The following is a 16,120-nucleotide window of genomic DNA, read 5'->3' on the forward strand; positions in this document are numbered from 1 at the left end:
GGCACGAGCAGCGCGCGGTACGCCGGATCATCGGTGACGAGCAACCGTACGCCGGGCAGTTCGAGGCCGGCGAGGAGAGGCAGATGAGCCCGCGCCCCTTTCAGGGGCGTCAGTCCCCGCGCCCCTCAAGGGGCGCGGGGAACTGCGCGAACAACCACGATGGCGCCGCACAGGGCGAACCCCCCGCAACCCCCTCAAGGGGCGCGGGGAACTGCGCGAACAACCACGACGGCGCCACACAGGGCGAACCCCCCGCAACCCCCTCAAGGGGCGCGGGGAACTGCGCGACCAGCCCCCGCGGCGCCGCACAGGGCGAACCCGCCGCAACCCCCTCAAGGGGCGCGGGGAACTGCGCGAACAACCACGACGGCGCCGCACGGGCGCAACCGCCGCCCCCGCAAGGGGCGCGGGCTACCGCGAAGGCGCCGCACCCGTGAAGCGGCCGGCACGGCCGCTCTCAGAACAGGCTGAGCAACGCCTCCGCCGGGTCCGTCAGGCCGGTCTCGCCGTCCGGCAGGGGGAGTTCGAACCACACGGTCTTCCCGCGTGGCGTCCGGCGTGAGCCCCACGCCGCGCTCAGCAGCCCGACCAGTTGGAGCCCCCGCCCGCCCTCGTCGGTGTCACGGGCGCGCCGGCGCCTCGGCTGGACCAGGCCGGAGTCCCACACCTCGCACACCAGGGTGCGGTCGAGGAGGAGGCGGAGCCTTATCTCGCCCTCGCCGTACCGCAGCGCGTTGGTGACCAGCTCGCTGACCAGCAGCTCCGTCGTGTCGACCAGCGGCTCCAGGTCCCAGCTGAGCAGCTGACCGCGCGCGTACTCACGGGCGCGGCCCACACTGCGCGGCTCGCGCGGCAGCGTCCAGTCGCCTACCGACCCGGCCGGCAGCCCCTGTACACGTGCCATCAGCAACGCGATGTCGTCCTCGCCGTGGTGCGTGTCGAGGGTGCTCAGGACGTGGTCGCAGACGTCCTCGAGGGGCTGGGAGGGATCCGTGAGCGCCCCTACGAAGGCCTGGAGCCCCTCGTCGAGGGGATGGTCGCGGGATTCGACCAGGCCGTCCGTGTAGAGGGCGAGCAGCGCGCCCTCGGGGAGTTCGACCTCGACCTCCTCGAAGGGCTCGCCGCCGACGCCGAGCGGCATGCCGGGGGGCACGTCGAGCATCAGCGCGTCCTCCCCGGGCTCGACGAGCACCGGCGGCAGATGGCCGGCGTTGGCGAACGTACAGCGCCTGGTGACCGAGTCGTAGACGGCGTACACGCAGGTCGCGAGGTAGACCTCGGAGAGGTCGGCGTCGCGGGGCTGGCGGCCCGTGCGGGTGGCCTGCTGGACTCCGCCGGGGGTGCCGAGGCCGCGCGCGATCTCGTCCAGGGCCGAGAGGACCTCGGCGGGTTCGAGATCGAGAAGGGCCAGGGTACGGACCGCCGTGCGGAGTTCACCCATCGCGACCGCCGCGCGCAGCCCCCGGCCCATCACGTCGCCGACCACCAGCGCCGTGCGGTGGCCGGGGAGTTCGATGACGTCGAACCAGTCGCCGCCGACCTCGGTCGCCGCGTTGCCGGGCAGGTAGCGGCAGGCGATGTCCAGCCCCGAGGCCTCCGGGTCGCCGGGCGGGAGCAGGGACCGTTGCAGTATCAGCGCGCGTTCGTGCTCGCGCCGGTACAGGCGCGCGTTGTCGATGCAGACGGCCGCGCGGGCCGCCAGCTCTACGGCGAGGTCCCGGTCGCGGTCGCCGAACGGCTCGCTGCCCTTGGTGCGGGCGAACTGGGCGAGGCCGACGACCGTGTCGTGGGCGACCATCGGGACGGCGAGGGTGGACTGCACGAGGCCGCCGTCCTCGGCCGGCACGTGCTGCGGGCGGGCGGTGCGCAGGGCGTCCGCGCAGGGCGAGTTGAAGGGGTAGTGGTGGACCGCGCCGACGGCGACCGGGGCGCCGCCGCCCACGAAGGGCGCGTCGGAGACCGCGCTGGCGAAGGCGACCCGGCGCAGCTCCGCGCTGCCGTCGGAGAGTCCGGGCGGCCGCTCGTCGCCCGCCAGCAGGCCCTGGTAGAGGTCGACGGTGGCGAGGTCGCAGAAGCCGGGCACGACCACGTCGAGGAGTTCGCGGGCGGTGGTCTCCAGGTCGAGGGAGTTGCCGATCCGGGCGCCCGCCTCGTTGAGGAGGGCGAGATTCCGCCGGGCCGCGGCGGCCTCGCGGGCGGCGGCGCGGCGGGCGGTGATGTCCAGGCCGAGCCAGGCGATGCCGATGGGTCGGCCGGTGCCGCTGTGCACCCGGTAGAGGTTGATGGACCAGTGCCGGCGCTCCTCGGAGCCCGGCACGAACCCCGTGACGTGCATGTCCGTGATGGAGTTGCCGGTCTCCAGGACCCGGCGCAGGGTGGCCGCGACCCGCTCGGCCTCGGAGCGCGGCAGATAGTCGTGGACGCCCTTGCCGCGGTGGTCGTCGGGGCTGCCGCCGAAGATGGAGGAGAACCGCACGTTGGCGCGGCGGATCCGCAGGTCGGGGTCGATCAGCAGGAAGCCGAACGGAGATTGACCGAATATCGACTGCGAGGCGGCGAGGTCGGTCTCGATGCTGCGTAGGGTGCGGACGTCGACCACTATGCACACGGCCGCGTTCTCGCCCTCGGCGGTGCGGGTGGGCATGACGTAGACCTCGGCGAGGCCCTCCTCACCGCGCTCGCCGTCCACCGTGTCGGGCATCCGGAACGGGACCACACCGGTCCACTCCCGCCCGTCCAGGATCTCGGCCATCTTCCGCTGGCCGCGCTCGCGCAGGTCCGGGTCTATGAACGCCTCGATCGGATCCATGCCGACGGCGCGTTCCGCGGGGATGCCGAAGATCTGCTCGGCGCGCAGGCTCCACTGGTCGACCAGGCCGCCGGCGCCGATGGAGAACGAGGCGACCTTGATGTAGTCGTAGATCGAGCCGGGTGGGCTGCTCTGCCACATGGCGTCGCCGGGGGCCGCGGCTGTCTCCGCGGTCCCCGCCCTCGCACCGTCCGACGGGTCCTCGGACTCCGTGGCCTTAGCTGGTATCTCGCTCACGCGAACCGTCCCCTCCAGCTCACCGCACCCGGCACCGGTCACCGGGGGCGGCTGCCCGCAGTATCCAGCACTACGGCGCCGCCTGACACGGTGTTCACGATCACAGCACGGTCCCGACGATTTCCGGACCGGACCGTGACAACACTTCCAGTCTTCTAACCAGGGAACACGCCATCGAATCACGCACTCCGGCACCCGTTCCCCGGCCGCTCCCACGAGTGGACGTCGTAGCGCTGCGTGTACACCCCGTTCACCCCGCCCGGCCGGGTACCGCCAGCTCGAACCAGACCGTCTTCCCGGTGTCGCCGGGCCGGGTACCCCAACTGCGCGAGGAGCCGGCGACCAGCTGGAGACCGCGGCCGCTCTCGTCGTCGAGGCCGGCGGGGCGCTCGAGCGGCGGGTCCGGGAGCGGGTCGGAGACCTCTACCCGGAGGGTGTCGCCGAGGCCGACGGGGCGGACCAGGCGGACGCCGATGGGGCCGGTGGCGTGCCGGAGCGAGTTGGTGACCAGCTCGCTGACCAGCAGGGCGGCGATGTCGGCGAGGCCGTCGAGACCCCAGCCGGTCAGTTGGTCACGGACCGCGGTCCGGGCGGTGCGCACGGCACCCGGTTCCGCGGGAAAGGTCCACTCGGCGGTGTCACCTTCGGTGTCGATCACACCGATCACTTCCCAGTCGCATCGCTGGCCGCGAGCCCACCCATGTCCGGTTTCGTGGGGTTAATGGGCACATACCCGGTTACCGGGATGCAGTACCGCACGGGAGGGCGCACTGTGGCCCGAACGGCGCACAGGAAGAGGGCCGAGCGCCCAGGGGGTAGGGGGTGCGGCTGTGGGGGGGTGCGGTGCCGCGTGGGCTTGTCGCGCGGTTCCTCCCCCAGCCTTCGGCCGGGGGTACCCCCAGCGCCCCTATTCGTCGGGGCTTCGCCCCGTACTCAACCGGTCGGCCACCTCACGCACCGCCGGCACGTCCTGGTCCAGCCAGTTCACGTCCCAGAGTTCGTCCGGGGTCAGCCACCTCAGCTCGTCGTGGTCCTGGAGGGGCTTCGGGGCGGGGGAACCCGGGCGCGGGGCGGCCGTCCACACCTGAAGGACGTACGGCTCCCGCAACGGCCACTCCCCCGGCACCCGCGTCATCGGCTCCGCCTCCACGCCCAGTTCCTCGCGCAGTTCGCGCACCAGGGCCTGTTCGGGGGTCTCGCCGGGCTCGACCTTGCCGCCGGGCAGTTCCCAGCGGCCGGCCAGTTCCGGGGGTGCGCTGCGGCGGGCCGCGAGCAGGCGGCCGGCGTCGAGCAGGGCGGCTCCGACCACCACGATCCGTTCGCTCATGGCCCGGAGCCTACGGGAGGCGGCGCGGGATCAGTTGCGCGCGCCGTCCCCGCCGAGGCCGATGCGTTCGACCCAGTAGAGCTGCTTGTGTCCGCGGTCGTCGAGACTGTCGGCGATCTTCTGCGCCTCGGCCCGGGTCGCGTACCGGCCGACGCGGTAGCGATTGCCGTTGTCGTCCTGCCGTATGACGAGCCAGGGGAGAGAGACCGTACCTTCCGTCATCGCGCCCCTCCGTTTCTCCCGGCTCCCGCCCATCCCCGCCCCGCTAAGGAAACCGCACTCCGCATATGCCCGAGCGTACGCCTAACCTTTACGCAGCGAATACGGCTTTTCACAAAGAGGTACGCAACCAGCCAGAACGGTGGGGGCGCACGATGACGAACGCGCCGTTCGGGCATCCGGCACCACGAGTCGGAGGCATACCGCGGACAGCCCGGGCCACCTGCGGGAACGGCCGGATCGCAGCGGCCGGGTCCAGGCCCTGACAGAGACCGTGGAGACGTCAACTATCGCAAGGGTGTGCGCTACTTCACGGGGAGGTGGTACGCGGCGCGGTACCGGTCGGCCGGGATGACGACGTCGGCGGTCTCCACCGGACGGCCGGAGGCGAAGTACGTCCGCTGGATCACCAGGACGACATGACCGGGGACGCCACCCAGGGTGAGCAGTTCCTCGGCCAGGCCGGGGCGGGCGCCGACCTCCTCGGTGACGTTGTCCACGATGACGTCGATGGCCCGCATCCGCTCGACCACGCCCATGCCGCCCAGGGGGCCCTCCTCGGGCAGCATCACCGGGGTGCGGCCGGTGACGGCGAGGGGCTCCCAGGAGGTGGAGAGCATCATCGGCTCGCCCGCGTCCCGGAACAGGTACCGGGTGCGCATCACACGGTCGCCGACCTGGATGCCCAGCCGGTCGGCGATCACGGCACCGGCCTCGGCCTGCTCACTGCGCGACTCCCAGGTACCGCGCGCGGTCGCGTCGGTCTGCTCCTGCCGGAACGGGGTGGCGCCGCCGACCGGGCGGAACCCGGAGCGGGCCACCCGCCGGGGCACGGGCCGCTCGCGCACATAGGTCCCGGAGCCGGAGCGGCCCTCGACCAGCCCCTCGGCCATCAGCACCTTGCGGGCCTCCAGGGCGACGGTGTCGGAGACGCCGTACTCCTCGCGGATGCGGGCCTGGGAGGGGAGCCGGGTGTGAGGGGGCAGCGAACCGTCGACGATCTTCTTACGGAGATCACCCGCGACACGCAGATACGCCGGCTGCTCACCGAAAGTCACTGGCCGCTCCCATCAGGTTGTACAGACAGCAACAGCCTGGCAACCGTGGGTTGTGCCATGCAAGCAAAGGCCAGAGAATCACTCGATGTGATGACATGTGGCCGGGGAAGGCTTTACGCAGGCACTTTCTCCCCGCTATAGCCGCGGTCACACCTGCATACCGGAGCCACTTCCTCCGCTGCCCGAGTCGCCGCCTCCCTCCTCGTACGCGGGCGGGACGGTGGTGAGGCCCAGAGCTTTGCGTACGGTCACCGTGCGGTGCGGGTCGATCAGCTTGCCCCCCTTGTCGTAATGCGCGTAGAAGGTATCGGCGTCCGGCGCCTTCGCGGCCTTCCCCCACTCGGCGCGCGCCTTGTCGAGGTCGGCGGCCAGGGCGAGGACCGGCTGCTTCGTGTCCGCGGTCCACTCGTACGAGCGCAGCATCGCCGACTGCTCGCCGAGCGCCGTGGCCACCCGGCCCGCCCACGCCTTGTTCCCGGGCAGGTCGTCCTCGATGTAGTCGGAGTCCGGCGCGGTGTCCAGGGCGGCGTTCAGGACGTGCGCGGCCTTGAGGTAGGCAACCTGTTCGGGGGCGTAGGAGTCGGCGTCCTCGTGGTAGGAGCTGGTGAGCCTGCCACCCTCCGTGGCGCTGCCGAAGGCACAGACGACACTGCGGTCCCCGGCGGCCCAACTGTCCTCGCTGGGCGTGAAGTAGTACACGGCGACGTTGTCGGGGACCGCCCAGACGTCGAAGGCGTAGGTCTCCTCCAGTACGTAGCAGCGTTGGTCCGCGGAGTCGCCGACCGCGTCGTCGCCCGGGTAGTCGGTGCCCTTGAGGTCGTAGGTGCCGAAGACCTCGCCGTCATGCCCACCGTCGCAGCCGACGTGCGTGACGTCGGTGACCAGGTCGTCGTCGAGCGCGTGGCCCGGGGTGTCGAAGCAGTCGCCGGTGGACAGCGAGAGGGTGGAGCGGTCGTTCGCACCCTCCTTGACGCCCTCCCAGAAGCCGGCCGCGCCGCCGGTGGCGAGCAGCAGCACCCACAGGGCCAGCCCGATCCCGGAGAGCACCGACCCGGTGACCGCCATCGCCGTGCCGCGCTCACCCCGCTTGCGGATCTGGCTCAGCGCGACCAGTCCCAGCACCAGGCCCACCCCCGGCAGACAGCACAGCAGGCCGAGCACGAGGGAGGCGATGGCGAGGCCGTTGACGGGCGCCGGGACCGTGTAGGGGCTGTAGCCCTGGCCCCAGGGCTGGTACGGCGAGGGGTACGGCGGCTGCTGTCCGTACGGTCCCTGCGGGTACTGCTGGGGGTACTGCTGCGGGTACTGCGGGTACTGCGGCGGGCCCGTCTGGGGCGGCTGGTACGGCCCTTGTGGCTGCTGGGGGCCGGGAGGCGGAGGTATGGACACCGGTACCGTGCTCCTGAGGGGGCGTCTGGCCGCGTGAAACGGACGGCTGAACTGACGTACGACTGCGCGCATCGTAAGCGCGCCGTGAACGGGGGCGGAATGAGGGTGGGAAGAGCGGTCGCGCGCGCGGTGAACGCGCTGACCGCCCGCTGGGCGGCCGCTTCGGCTTCCTCGCCCCGCACCGGCGCTCCCGGCTCGCCCTCGCGCCGGGTCGGGTCAGGGATCCCCTGCCCTTCCCCGAGTACTCCTGGGAGGACGACCGATGAACGACACCGTCAGCGCCGTCAACGCGCTCACCGCACGCTGGGCGCAGCGGACCAGACAGGGCACGGTCTTCTCGGCCGCCGGTGTCTGGCCGCTGCTGGCCTTCCTCGCCGACGGCGCCGCGGGCCCCGCCCGGGACGAACTGACCCGGGCCGTGGGGTTGCCGGCGGACCAAGCGGCGGCCGGTGCGCGGGAGTTACTCGGCGGGCTCGCATCGATGCACGGTGTCGGGGCGGCCCTGGGACTGTGGACCGACCGTGCGCTGGAGCTGCGCGAGCAGTGGGCGGCCGGGCTGCCCGCCGACGCGCACGGGGTGCTCGGCGCCGACCCCGCGGCCTCCCAGGAGGCGCTGGACGCGTGGGCGGCCAAGCGCACCGAGGGGCTGGTCGAGCGGATGCCGGTCAAGTTGACCGAGGGCGCCCGGGTGGTGCTCGCGACCGCACTGGCCCTGCACACGGACTGGCGGCAGCCGTTCCGGGAGACCGTGCTGCGGCCCGGCTCCGGGCCGTGGCAAGGCCGTACCCTGGCCGGTCTGCACCGCAGCAGTGTCCGCACGGACCGGATCGGGGTGACCGCGGGCCCGGACGGGTACGTCACCACGCTGAAGGTCCTGGGCGGCAACGCCCTCGACGTGCATCTGCTGCTCGGCGAGGAGGGGATGGCGCCCGGTCAGGTGCTGCACACCGGCATCGGCGTCCTGGAGCGCGCCCTGCCGGTGACCACCGGCGGCCAGCTCCCCTACGGGCAGGCGGGTCCGGGGGTGGCCGTGGAGCTGCTGCCCTCGGCCACCCCGGACCCCGTACGGCTCGATGTGACGACCGTCGGCTTCGAGGTGCGCGCGGACCACGATCTGCTGCAACTGCACGGTCTGTTCGGGCTCTCCACGGCGGCCGACGCCCGTGAGGGGCACTTCCCCGGCATCAGCGCCGCGCCGCTGGCCATCGGGGCGGCCGGGCAGTCCGCGGTCGCGGAGTTCGGGCCGCTGGGTTTCCGGGCCGCCGCGGTGACGGCCGTACTGGCGGCACCGGGCGGCGGCCCGCCGCAGTACCGGCACGAGTCGACCGTCGTCCGGGCCACCTTCGACCGCCCGTTCGGCTTCCTGGCGGTGCACCGCGACACCCGTCTGGTACTGGCGGCGGGCTGGGTCACGGAGCCGGCCGGCGGCGCCGGCTAGCCGAAGCCGGTACCGCTGCCGGAGCCCCCGTCCAGGACGGCGTCAGACGGCGGGCGGTACCCGGCCCCCGGTCAGCCGCAGCCTGATCGTGCGTGCCTCGGGGCGCAGCGCGAACTCGGGCCACACGTCCGGTCCGCAGGCCCGGGAGCCGAGGCCGTGCTGGGCCGCGTCGATGATGAGGTGGCTGGTGGTGGACTCCGGGAGTTCGTAGGGGTGGGCGGCCCGGGCGAGCTGCTGAGGGGTGTGCCGGGCCAGGGTGAAGCCGGGGCGCCGTCCGTGGGTGTCGGGGAGCGCCGTGAGCCGGAGCACCTCGGTGTCGGCGCTGGTCAGCGTGAGGCGGCGGAGCCGGGAGCGGTGGCCGGTCTCCTGGGGGCGCGCGTAGCCGGCCGCGAGGTCCGCGACCGCGGCGGAGAAGCGGCCGGTGCGGGCCGCGCGGAGGCTGTCCGGGTAGGACTCGTGCGGACCCAGGCCGAACCAGTCGGCGCCGTCCACGGGGGCCGTCCCGTCGGGCAGTTCGAAGCGCACCCCGATCCGCGGCCAGACCGTCGTCCAGCCGCGCGCGGGCTCGATCTCCACGCGCAGTTCCAGCTCGCCGTCCTCGACGGACCATACGGTCTCCACCGTCACCGACAGCGCGGAGTGCGCGGCGGAGACCCGGTCGACGGTGCGCAGGGCGTCCGCGGTCCGCTCCACGCCGATGCGCCGGGTGGTCAGCCGGTCGAGGCCGTCGCGGCGCCACAGATCGGCGCTGGAGATCTCGGCGAGGCTGGCGTCGCTGCCCTCCAGCCGGTCGGAGGTGCCCTCGTCGTTGTCGGTCGGCGCCCGGAACAGCTCCAGCCGCGGACCGGTCACGGCGCGCCCGGCGAGGCGGGTGAGGGAGCCGCCGGTGAACTCGGCGATGCCGAGGGCGAGCGTGCCCTCGTCCGGCCGCCAGCCGGTCCGGCGCCGGACGGCGGGCACCGTCCGCCGTACCGAGCGGTCCAGCTGGGCGGTGGCGACCTCGTGTCCCGCGGGCGCCCAGGGGGTCTCCGCGGCGAGCACCGCCTCGACCGTCAGCCAGGTCTCGGCGTCCTGGGCGACCGGGACCGCCGGCAGCGGCACCCGCCCCGACTCGCCCGCCGCCACCGCCGGGACCTTCAGGTCACCCGACGCCACGAGGGCGCCGTCGTGCTCGACACGCCAGCGAAAGCGCAGGTCGGAAGTGTCGGCGGAGTGCCTCAGGTTGGTGATCGCGAGCTGGTCGTCGTCGAAGTCGAAGCGGATCGGCTGCACGACCGCCTTGAACTCGTGGAGGCCGGGCGTCGGCACGTCGTCGCTCAGCACCATGCCGTCCATGACGAAGTTGCCGTCGTGCACGACCTCGCCGAAGTCGCCGCCGTAGGCGTAGTACGGCGTTCCCTCCGGGGTCCTGGCCAGGATGCCGTGGTCACGCCACTCCCAGACGAAGCCGCCGTGCAGCCGGGGGTGACGGTGGACCAGTTCCTCGTACTGGTCGAGGGCGCCGGGGCCGTTGCCCATCGCGTGGGCGTACTCGCACAGCAGGAACGGCCTGGTGCGCTGCCGGGCGCCCTGGGCGGGGGTGCAGCCCAGCAGCGGGGCGCGGGAGCCGTCCGTGCCGATCTGCTCGGTCTCCGTCACGGTCGCGTACATGCGCGAGTAGACGTCGGTGTAGTCGCCGGTGTAGTCGCCCTCGTAGTGCACGGGACGCTCGGGGTCGCGGGCGTGCACCCAGGCCGACATGGCGGCGAGGTTGGCGCCGGTCCCGGCCTCGTTGCCGAGCGACCACAGCACGATGCCGGGGTGGTTCTTGTCCCGTTCGACGGTGCGCTCGATGCGGTCGAGGCAGGCCGCGCGCCAGGCCGGGTCGTCGGTCGGGTTGCCGGTCCAGCCGACGTCGTCGAAGCCGTGGGTCTCCAGGTCGCACTCGAGGACCACCCAGAAGCCGAGTTCGTCGGCGAGGTCGAGCAGCCGGGGGTGCGGCGGGTAGTGGCTGGTGCGGATGGCGTTCACGTTGAACCGCTTCATCCGGGCCAGGTCCTCGCGGGCGTGCGCCTCGTCGAAGACCCGGCCGCGCTCGGGGTGGGCCTCGTGCCGGTTCATGCCGTGGAAGACGACCCGCCGGCCGTTGACCAGGAAGCGGTCACCGCGTATCTCGACGGTGCGGAAGCCCACCCGCAGGGCGATGGTCTCGGCGGCCGAGGACACGGTGACGTCGTACAGCCGGGGCTCCTCGGCCGACCACGGCCGCACGCCCGGGACGTCGAGGGGCGCCACGTCGGCCGCCGTCTCCCAGACCCGCTCGACGCCCAGTTCCGGGATGCGCAGGGTGACCGGGAAGGCCGCCGGGTCGGCGGTGATCTCGGGGTCGATCCGGCCGCGCCCGTCGTCGTAGCCGGTGCGCAGCCAGACGTCCTCGACGCCGCCGGCCGGGCGGGCGAGCAGGGTGACGTCCCGGAAGATGCCCGGCAGCCACCACTGGTCCTGGTCCTCCAGGTAGCTGGCCGCCGACCACTGGTGCACCCGGACGGCGACGACGTTGTCACCGGGGCGGACCGCGGACGTCACGTCGAACTCGTGGGCCAGCCGGCTGCCGCTCGCGCTGCCGATCTCGACGCCGTTGACCCACACCTTGAACAGCGACTCCACCCCGTCGAAGCGCAGCAGCACCCGCTCGGCGTCCGACCAGCCGTCGGGGAGGCCGAAGTGGCGGCGGTAGTCGCCGGTGGGGTTCTCGTCGGGGACGTGCGGCGGGTCGATCGGGAACGGGAACTGGATGTTCGTGTAGATCGGCCGGCCGTAGGCGCCGTCGCCCTCCAGCACCCAGTGCGCGGGCACCGGGATGCCGTCCCAGCCGTGGTCGTCGAAGTCCTCGGCCGCGAACTCCTCGGCCACGGCCGCCGTCGGCGACAGCCGGAAGCGCCAGTTTCCGTTCAGCGAGAGGGCGGGGGCGTCGGAGTGCAGCCACGAGCGGGCCGGGCGCAGGGCGCCACGCCACGGGGCGGTGTCCGATACGTACGCGGAGTGCTCGGAGGGCAAGAGTTCACAACTTTCTGCGTGTCGGGGGGTGTTGTCCACTAACGGAGGACGACGGTGCGGATCTCCCAGGGGCCGAGCTCGAGTGCGAGCCCGTCCCCCGCCATCGGCTCCGCGGCGATCGGCCGGCCGAGCAGGTCGACGGTCGTGGCCTCGGTGAAGGCGCCGGTCACCCGGACGGTCGACGCGGTGTCCCGCAGCGCGGCCAGCCGGACCTCGGTGCCGGGCCCGTGCCCGTCGATGACCCGGCGGATGCTGGACACCTGGACGTCCCGGCCGTCGACCTGCACACCGGTCGCGTCCGGGGGCAGCGGGCCGCCGCCGGGGGCGGTCCCGCGGGCCACCAGGACGTCGGCCCGGAACTCCTCGGTGAGCGCGACCGCGTTCGCGTCCCGCCAGCCGCTCGCCCAGGGCAGCACGGCGAACCGGTTCTCGATGCGCATGCCCAGGTCCTGCGCGCCCGGGACGGGGATCTCGCTCGCCGCGGGTTCGTCGCGCAGGGGGTGGAGGTTGACGCTGATCGAGCCGATGGCGCGGAGCAGGGTGACGGCGAGGGCGGAGCCGTCGTCGACGAGTTCGTACTCGGCGGAGTGGTCGAGCAGGACGGTGGCCGGGCCCGCCGACACGAAGGAGCTCGCGGGGAAGGTCGGCAGGGGGTACTCGCCCCAGCCGCCCTCGGCGGTCAGCCCGCGCTCGGTGACGGCGAACTGCCCGGCCGACGCGGAGGCGCCGACCGGCGCCGGCAGCGGCACGTGGAAACGCAGCCGGTGGTCGGCGGACCGGTTGAGGAACGCGGTGGAGATCCGGACGAACGGCTCGCCCGCGCGGACCTCCACCACCATGTCCACGGGGGTCGGGACGGTACGGAGGTCACGCCGGTCCCGGTCGTCCACGCGGAGCGCGGCCGGCCAGTCGTAGACACGGGTGACGCGCAGCCTGGCCCGCAGCGGGCCCTGGTCGAGGAGTTCGACGCCGACCCGGGCCGGCTCGGACACGAGGACGTCGTGCGCCGGAGGGGCGTAGTTGTAGCTGTCGCCCCGGTCGCCGCCGTCGACGAGGCGGCCGACTCCGGACAGGACGGTGCCGTCGGGCCCGGTCACCTCCAGGGTGCCGTCGGCGGCCACCGTGACGTCGACCAGACCGTTGGAGAGCCGGTCGGACGCCGCCGTGACCGGGCGCAGCGCCGGGGCGGCGGGCCGGTCGGCCGGCTCGACCCGGAAGGCGGCCAGTCCGCAGGCGGGGACGGGTACGGCCACCAGCGCGGTGGCCCGGGCCTGTGCCAGGGTCCGCACCCGCCACTGCCCCGGGTGCGCGGCCGCGGCGGCGGCGACCTCGCCGCGCAGCGTCATCAGGTCGAAGGGGCCGGCCGGTGCCTCGGCGAGGTGGAAGACCAGGGAGTTCGCGGTGAGTTCGTAGCGGTCGATCAGCAGGCCGAACAGCTCGCGGCGGTGGATCCGGCGCAGCACGCGTTCGAGCCGCGAGGCGTCGAGCCGCTCGTCACTGAGGACGGTCGGGGCCTCGGAGACCAGCTGGACGGGGTGTGCCGAGCCGTCGGCGGTGGTCGCGACCAGCGCGCTCCCCTCCGGTGCGGCCACGACGTCCACCTCGACCAGTGCGGTACGGGGTGCGGGCAGCGGGTTGGCGACCAGGTGGCCGTCGCTCGGGACCAGGGCGGCGGGCTCGGCGAGGGCCGCGTCCCGGACGGCCCGGGCGGTCTGTGCGGCCTCGGCGAGGCGGGCGGCGACCTGGTCGCAGGTCTCGTCGGTACCGGAGCCGACCACCGAGTCATGGGCGGTCGACTCGATGATCTTGTGCCAGGCGAGGGCGAGGAAGTTCGTGTCGTCGCGCCGCGACCACAGGGCGTTCATGCGTTCGGCGTGGTCGACGGTCCGCTCGGCGAGGGCCATCCGCTGCTTGAGCCCGAGCCGCACGGACAGCACGCCCGGCAGGATGTTGCCCCGGACATGGCTGCGCAGTTCACCGGTGACGACGGCGGTCACCTCGTCCCGTACCTGCTTGCGGAGGTACTCGTCGAGGGTCGCGACGGTGATCGGCCGTTCCTCGCCGGAGGCCTTCCGCAGCCAGTCCCCCAGCTTCGGGTCGGGCGCGTTGTGGTCGGTGCCGGCCATGGCCAGGAGCGGGTCGCCGCCCCAGCGCCCGGCGGTCAGCTCGGCGTACTCGGCGAGCGCCTGCCGGATCCGGTCCGGTACCAGCAGGACGTCGAGTCCGTTGTCGTACCCGTCGAAGAGGAACTCGGTGCGGACCTCGGAGCCGTCGGGGGCGCGCCAGCGGAAGGCGTGGCCGTCGACCGAGCCGGGCACCCCGCGCCACAGGGCGGCGTGCTCGAGGCCGGCGCGGGCCAGGATCTGCGGCATCTGCGCGATGTGGCCGAACATGTCCGGCAGGTAGCCGATCGGCATCGCACCACCGAGCCGCTCGGCGGCCGCCCACCCCATCTGGAGGTTGCGGACGATGGTCTCGCCGGAGCAGAGGAACTCGTCGAGCAGGATCAGCCAGGGCCCGACGGCGAGCCGGCCCTCGCGGACCAGGGCGGCGACCCGGTCGCGGTTCTCCGGGCGCATCTCCAGGTAGTCCTCGACCGCGGCCATCTGCCCGTCGACGGTGAACCGGAAGTCCGGGTCCGCCTCTGCGGTCGCCAGCACGGTGTCGAGGGCGGTGACGAGGCGGTGCCGGAACACCTGGAACGGCTCGTACCACTCCCGGTCCCAGTGGAAGTGGGGCACGAAGACAGCCGAGTCGGTCATAACGCGGAACACCTTCTGTGTGGGGGTCACTTGAGCGAGCCGGCGGCGAGGCCGGTCCGCCAGAAGCGCTGGAGCAGGATGAACACGACGATCACGGGCACGATCGACACCAGCGAGCCGGTGATGATGGACTGCTGCAGCAGGGGAGCCCGGGCGGTCTGGCCGTTCCACTCGTACAGGCCGAGCGTGATCGGGAAGAGGGACTCCTTCTGGAGCATCACCATCGGCAGGAAGAAGTTGTTCCAGATGGCCACGAACTGGAACAGGAAGATGGTCACCAGGGCCGGTGTCATCAGCCGGAACCCCACCGAGAAGAAGGTGCGGAACTCGCCCGCGCCGTCCAGCCGCGCCGACTCGATCAGCTCCTGCGGCACGGACGCGTTCGCGAAGATACGCGCGAGATACACGCCGAACGGGCTGACGATGCTGGGCAGGAAGACCGCGAGATAGGTGTTGACCAGGCCGGTCGCCGAGAACAGCAGGAACAGCGGCAGGGCGAGCGCGGTGGTGGGGACCAGGACGCCGCCGAGGATGACGGAGAACAGGAACTCCCGGCCGCGGAACCGGAACTTGGCGAGGGCGTAGCCGCACAGCGCGGAGATCAGGGTGCCCACGGCCGCGCCCAGCACCGCGTAGATCACGGTGTTGAGGATCCAGCGGCCGAAGATGCCGTCGCTGCGGGTGAACAGGACATGCAGGTTGTCGAACAGGTTGAAGTGCGAGAACGCCAGCCCGTTGGTGGCGGCGAGGTCGCCCTGCGGCTTGGTCGACGCGACGATCAGAAAGTAGACCGGCAGCAGGAAGTAGACGGTCAGCAGCAGCATCAGGGCCATGGCGGCCGTACGGCTGACGCGGCTCTCGCGGATCGTGGAGGTGTTGTCGCTGGTGCTCACAGTCCCGCCTTCTTCGAGGTCAGTCGCATGAACCCGAAGCTCAAGACGAAGGTGATGACGGCGATGACGACGGAGATGGCCGCGGCCTGCTGGTAGTTGTTCCCGGAGGCCACCGTGTAGGCGAGCATGTTCGGGGTGAACGTGCTGGAGATGTTCGAGGAGATCTGCCGCAGCACGGCCGGTTCGGCGTACAGCTGGAGGGTCCCGATGATCGAGAACACCGTGGTCAGGACGATCGACGGGGCGATGATCGGTACCTTGACCCGCCAGGCGATGGTCCAGTTGCTCGCGCCGTCGATCTTCGCGGCCTCGTACAGCTCCTGCGGGATCGACTGGAGCGCCGAGAACATGATCAGCATGTTGTAGCCGGTCCACAGCCAGGTGGAGACGTTCGCGGTCGACCAGAGGACGGCACCGGGGCCGAGGAAGTCGGGGTGCAGCCCGATGCCGTTCAGCGCGTCGACGACGGGGCTGAGCTGGGGCGAGTAGAGGTACGACCACATGATCGCGGCGATGACGCCGGGCACCGCGTACGGCATGAACGCGGTGATGCGGAAGAACCCCTTGGCCTTCAGCAGGGGCGTGTCGAGGAGCAGCGCGATGGTCAGGGCGACGAAGAGCATGACGGGCACCTGCACGATGCCGAACAGCCCGATGCGGCCGATGCTGGACCAGAACTCGGTGTTCTGGAACACCTTCACGTACTGCTCGAAGCCGCCGAAGGTCGTGTACGACGTGCCGTACTGCCCTCCGCTGCGGCGCACGACGCGGAAGCTCTGCCAGAGCGCGTAGCCGACCGGCACCAGGTAGAACAGCAGGAACGGCAGGAAGAACGGGGTGACGAAGGCGGCGACGGTGCCCGCCCGGGGGCCGCCGCCGTTGAGGCGGCGGCGACGGCCCCCGGGCGTGGTCACCGCGCCGGACGCGCGGTTCGCAAGATCGGTCATACCGC

The 16,120-nt window shown here is 72.5% G+C and carries 11 protein-coding genes; 1 reads left to right on the top strand and 10 read right to left on the bottom strand.

Annotated features, from left to right (window positions below; genetic code table 11):
• Positions 1 to 457: 457 nt before the first annotated feature.
• The 6 genes from AB0N16_RS07455 to AB0N16_RS07480 form a co-directional block, all read right to left on the bottom strand.
• Entirely contained in the window at positions 458 to 3,046 is a 2,589-nt protein-coding gene (locus AB0N16_RS07455; protein ID WP_365794082.1) for a SpoIIE family protein phosphatase, read from the bottom strand.
• 250 nt (positions 3,047 to 3,296) lie between these two features.
• Positions 3,297 to 3,713, bottom strand: coding sequence for an ATP-binding protein (locus tag AB0N16_RS07460; RefSeq protein WP_365794084.1), 417 nt, complete (start codon positions 3,711 to 3,713; stop codon positions 3,297 to 3,299).
• A 240-nt stretch (positions 3,714 to 3,953) separates the two neighbouring features.
• The gene (locus tag AB0N16_RS07465) at positions 3,954 to 4,373 is read right to left on the bottom strand and encodes a (deoxy)nucleoside triphosphate pyrophosphohydrolase (RefSeq protein WP_365794086.1); all 420 of its coding nucleotides are present in this window, start codon (positions 4,371 to 4,373) and stop codon (positions 3,954 to 3,956) included.
• Positions 4,374 to 4,403: 30 nt separating this feature from the next.
• A complete protein-coding gene (locus AB0N16_RS07470) occupies positions 4,404 to 4,595 on the bottom strand; it encodes an SPOR domain-containing protein (protein WP_365794088.1) in 192 nt (63 codons plus the stop codon).
• Positions 4,596 to 4,897: 302 nt separating this feature from the next.
• On the bottom strand, positions 4,898 to 5,650 hold the full coding sequence (locus AB0N16_RS07475) for a GntR family transcriptional regulator (RefSeq protein WP_365794090.1): 753 nt from the start codon (positions 5,648 to 5,650) through the stop codon (positions 4,898 to 4,900).
• Between the two features lie 147 nt (positions 5,651 to 5,797).
• Entirely contained in the window at positions 5,798 to 7,039 is a 1,242-nt protein-coding gene (locus AB0N16_RS07480; RefSeq protein WP_365794092.1) for a DUF4190 domain-containing protein, read from the bottom strand.
• Positions 7,040 to 7,301: 262 nt separating this feature from the next.
• On the opposite strand from AB0N16_RS07480, the gene AB0N16_RS07485 reads away from it, so the two are divergent.
• Complete coding sequence (locus AB0N16_RS07485; protein ID WP_365794094.1) at positions 7,302 to 8,477, top strand: serpin family protein; 1,176 nt, start codon at positions 7,302 to 7,304, stop codon at positions 8,475 to 8,477.
• A 42-nt stretch (positions 8,478 to 8,519) separates the two neighbouring features.
• Here the strand turns inward: AB0N16_RS07485 and AB0N16_RS07490 are convergent, their stop codons facing one another.
• Genes AB0N16_RS07490 through AB0N16_RS07505 form a run of 4 tightly spaced genes read right to left on the bottom strand, consistent with a single transcriptional unit; the run spans position 8,520 to position 16,115 of the window.
• A complete protein-coding gene (locus tag AB0N16_RS07490; protein ID WP_365794096.1) occupies positions 8,520 to 11,513 on the bottom strand; it encodes a glycoside hydrolase family 2 TIM barrel-domain containing protein in 2,994 nt (997 codons plus the stop codon).
• A 38-nt stretch (positions 11,514 to 11,551) separates the two neighbouring features.
• Positions 11,552 to 14,275, bottom strand: a complete 2,724-nt coding sequence (locus tag AB0N16_RS07495; RefSeq protein ID WP_365794098.1) for an alpha-mannosidase — start codon at positions 14,273 to 14,275, stop codon at positions 11,552 to 11,554.
• 26 nt (positions 14,276 to 14,301) lie between these two features.
• Complete coding sequence (locus AB0N16_RS07500) at positions 14,302 to 15,108, bottom strand: carbohydrate ABC transporter permease (RefSeq protein WP_365795187.1); 807 nt, start codon at positions 15,106 to 15,108, stop codon at positions 14,302 to 14,304.
• A gap of 56 nt (positions 15,109 to 15,164) precedes the next feature.
• Positions 15,165 to 16,115 (bottom strand): sugar ABC transporter permease, encoded by a 951-nt coding sequence (locus AB0N16_RS07505; protein ID WP_365794100.1) that lies wholly within the window; start codon positions 16,113 to 16,115, stop codon positions 15,165 to 15,167.
• Positions 16,116 to 16,120 lie beyond the last annotated feature (5 nt).

Source organism: Streptomyces sp. NPDC051105, assembly GCF_040682795.1.
Classification (GTDB): Bacteria; Actinomycetota; Actinomycetes; order Streptomycetales; family Streptomycetaceae; genus Streptomyces.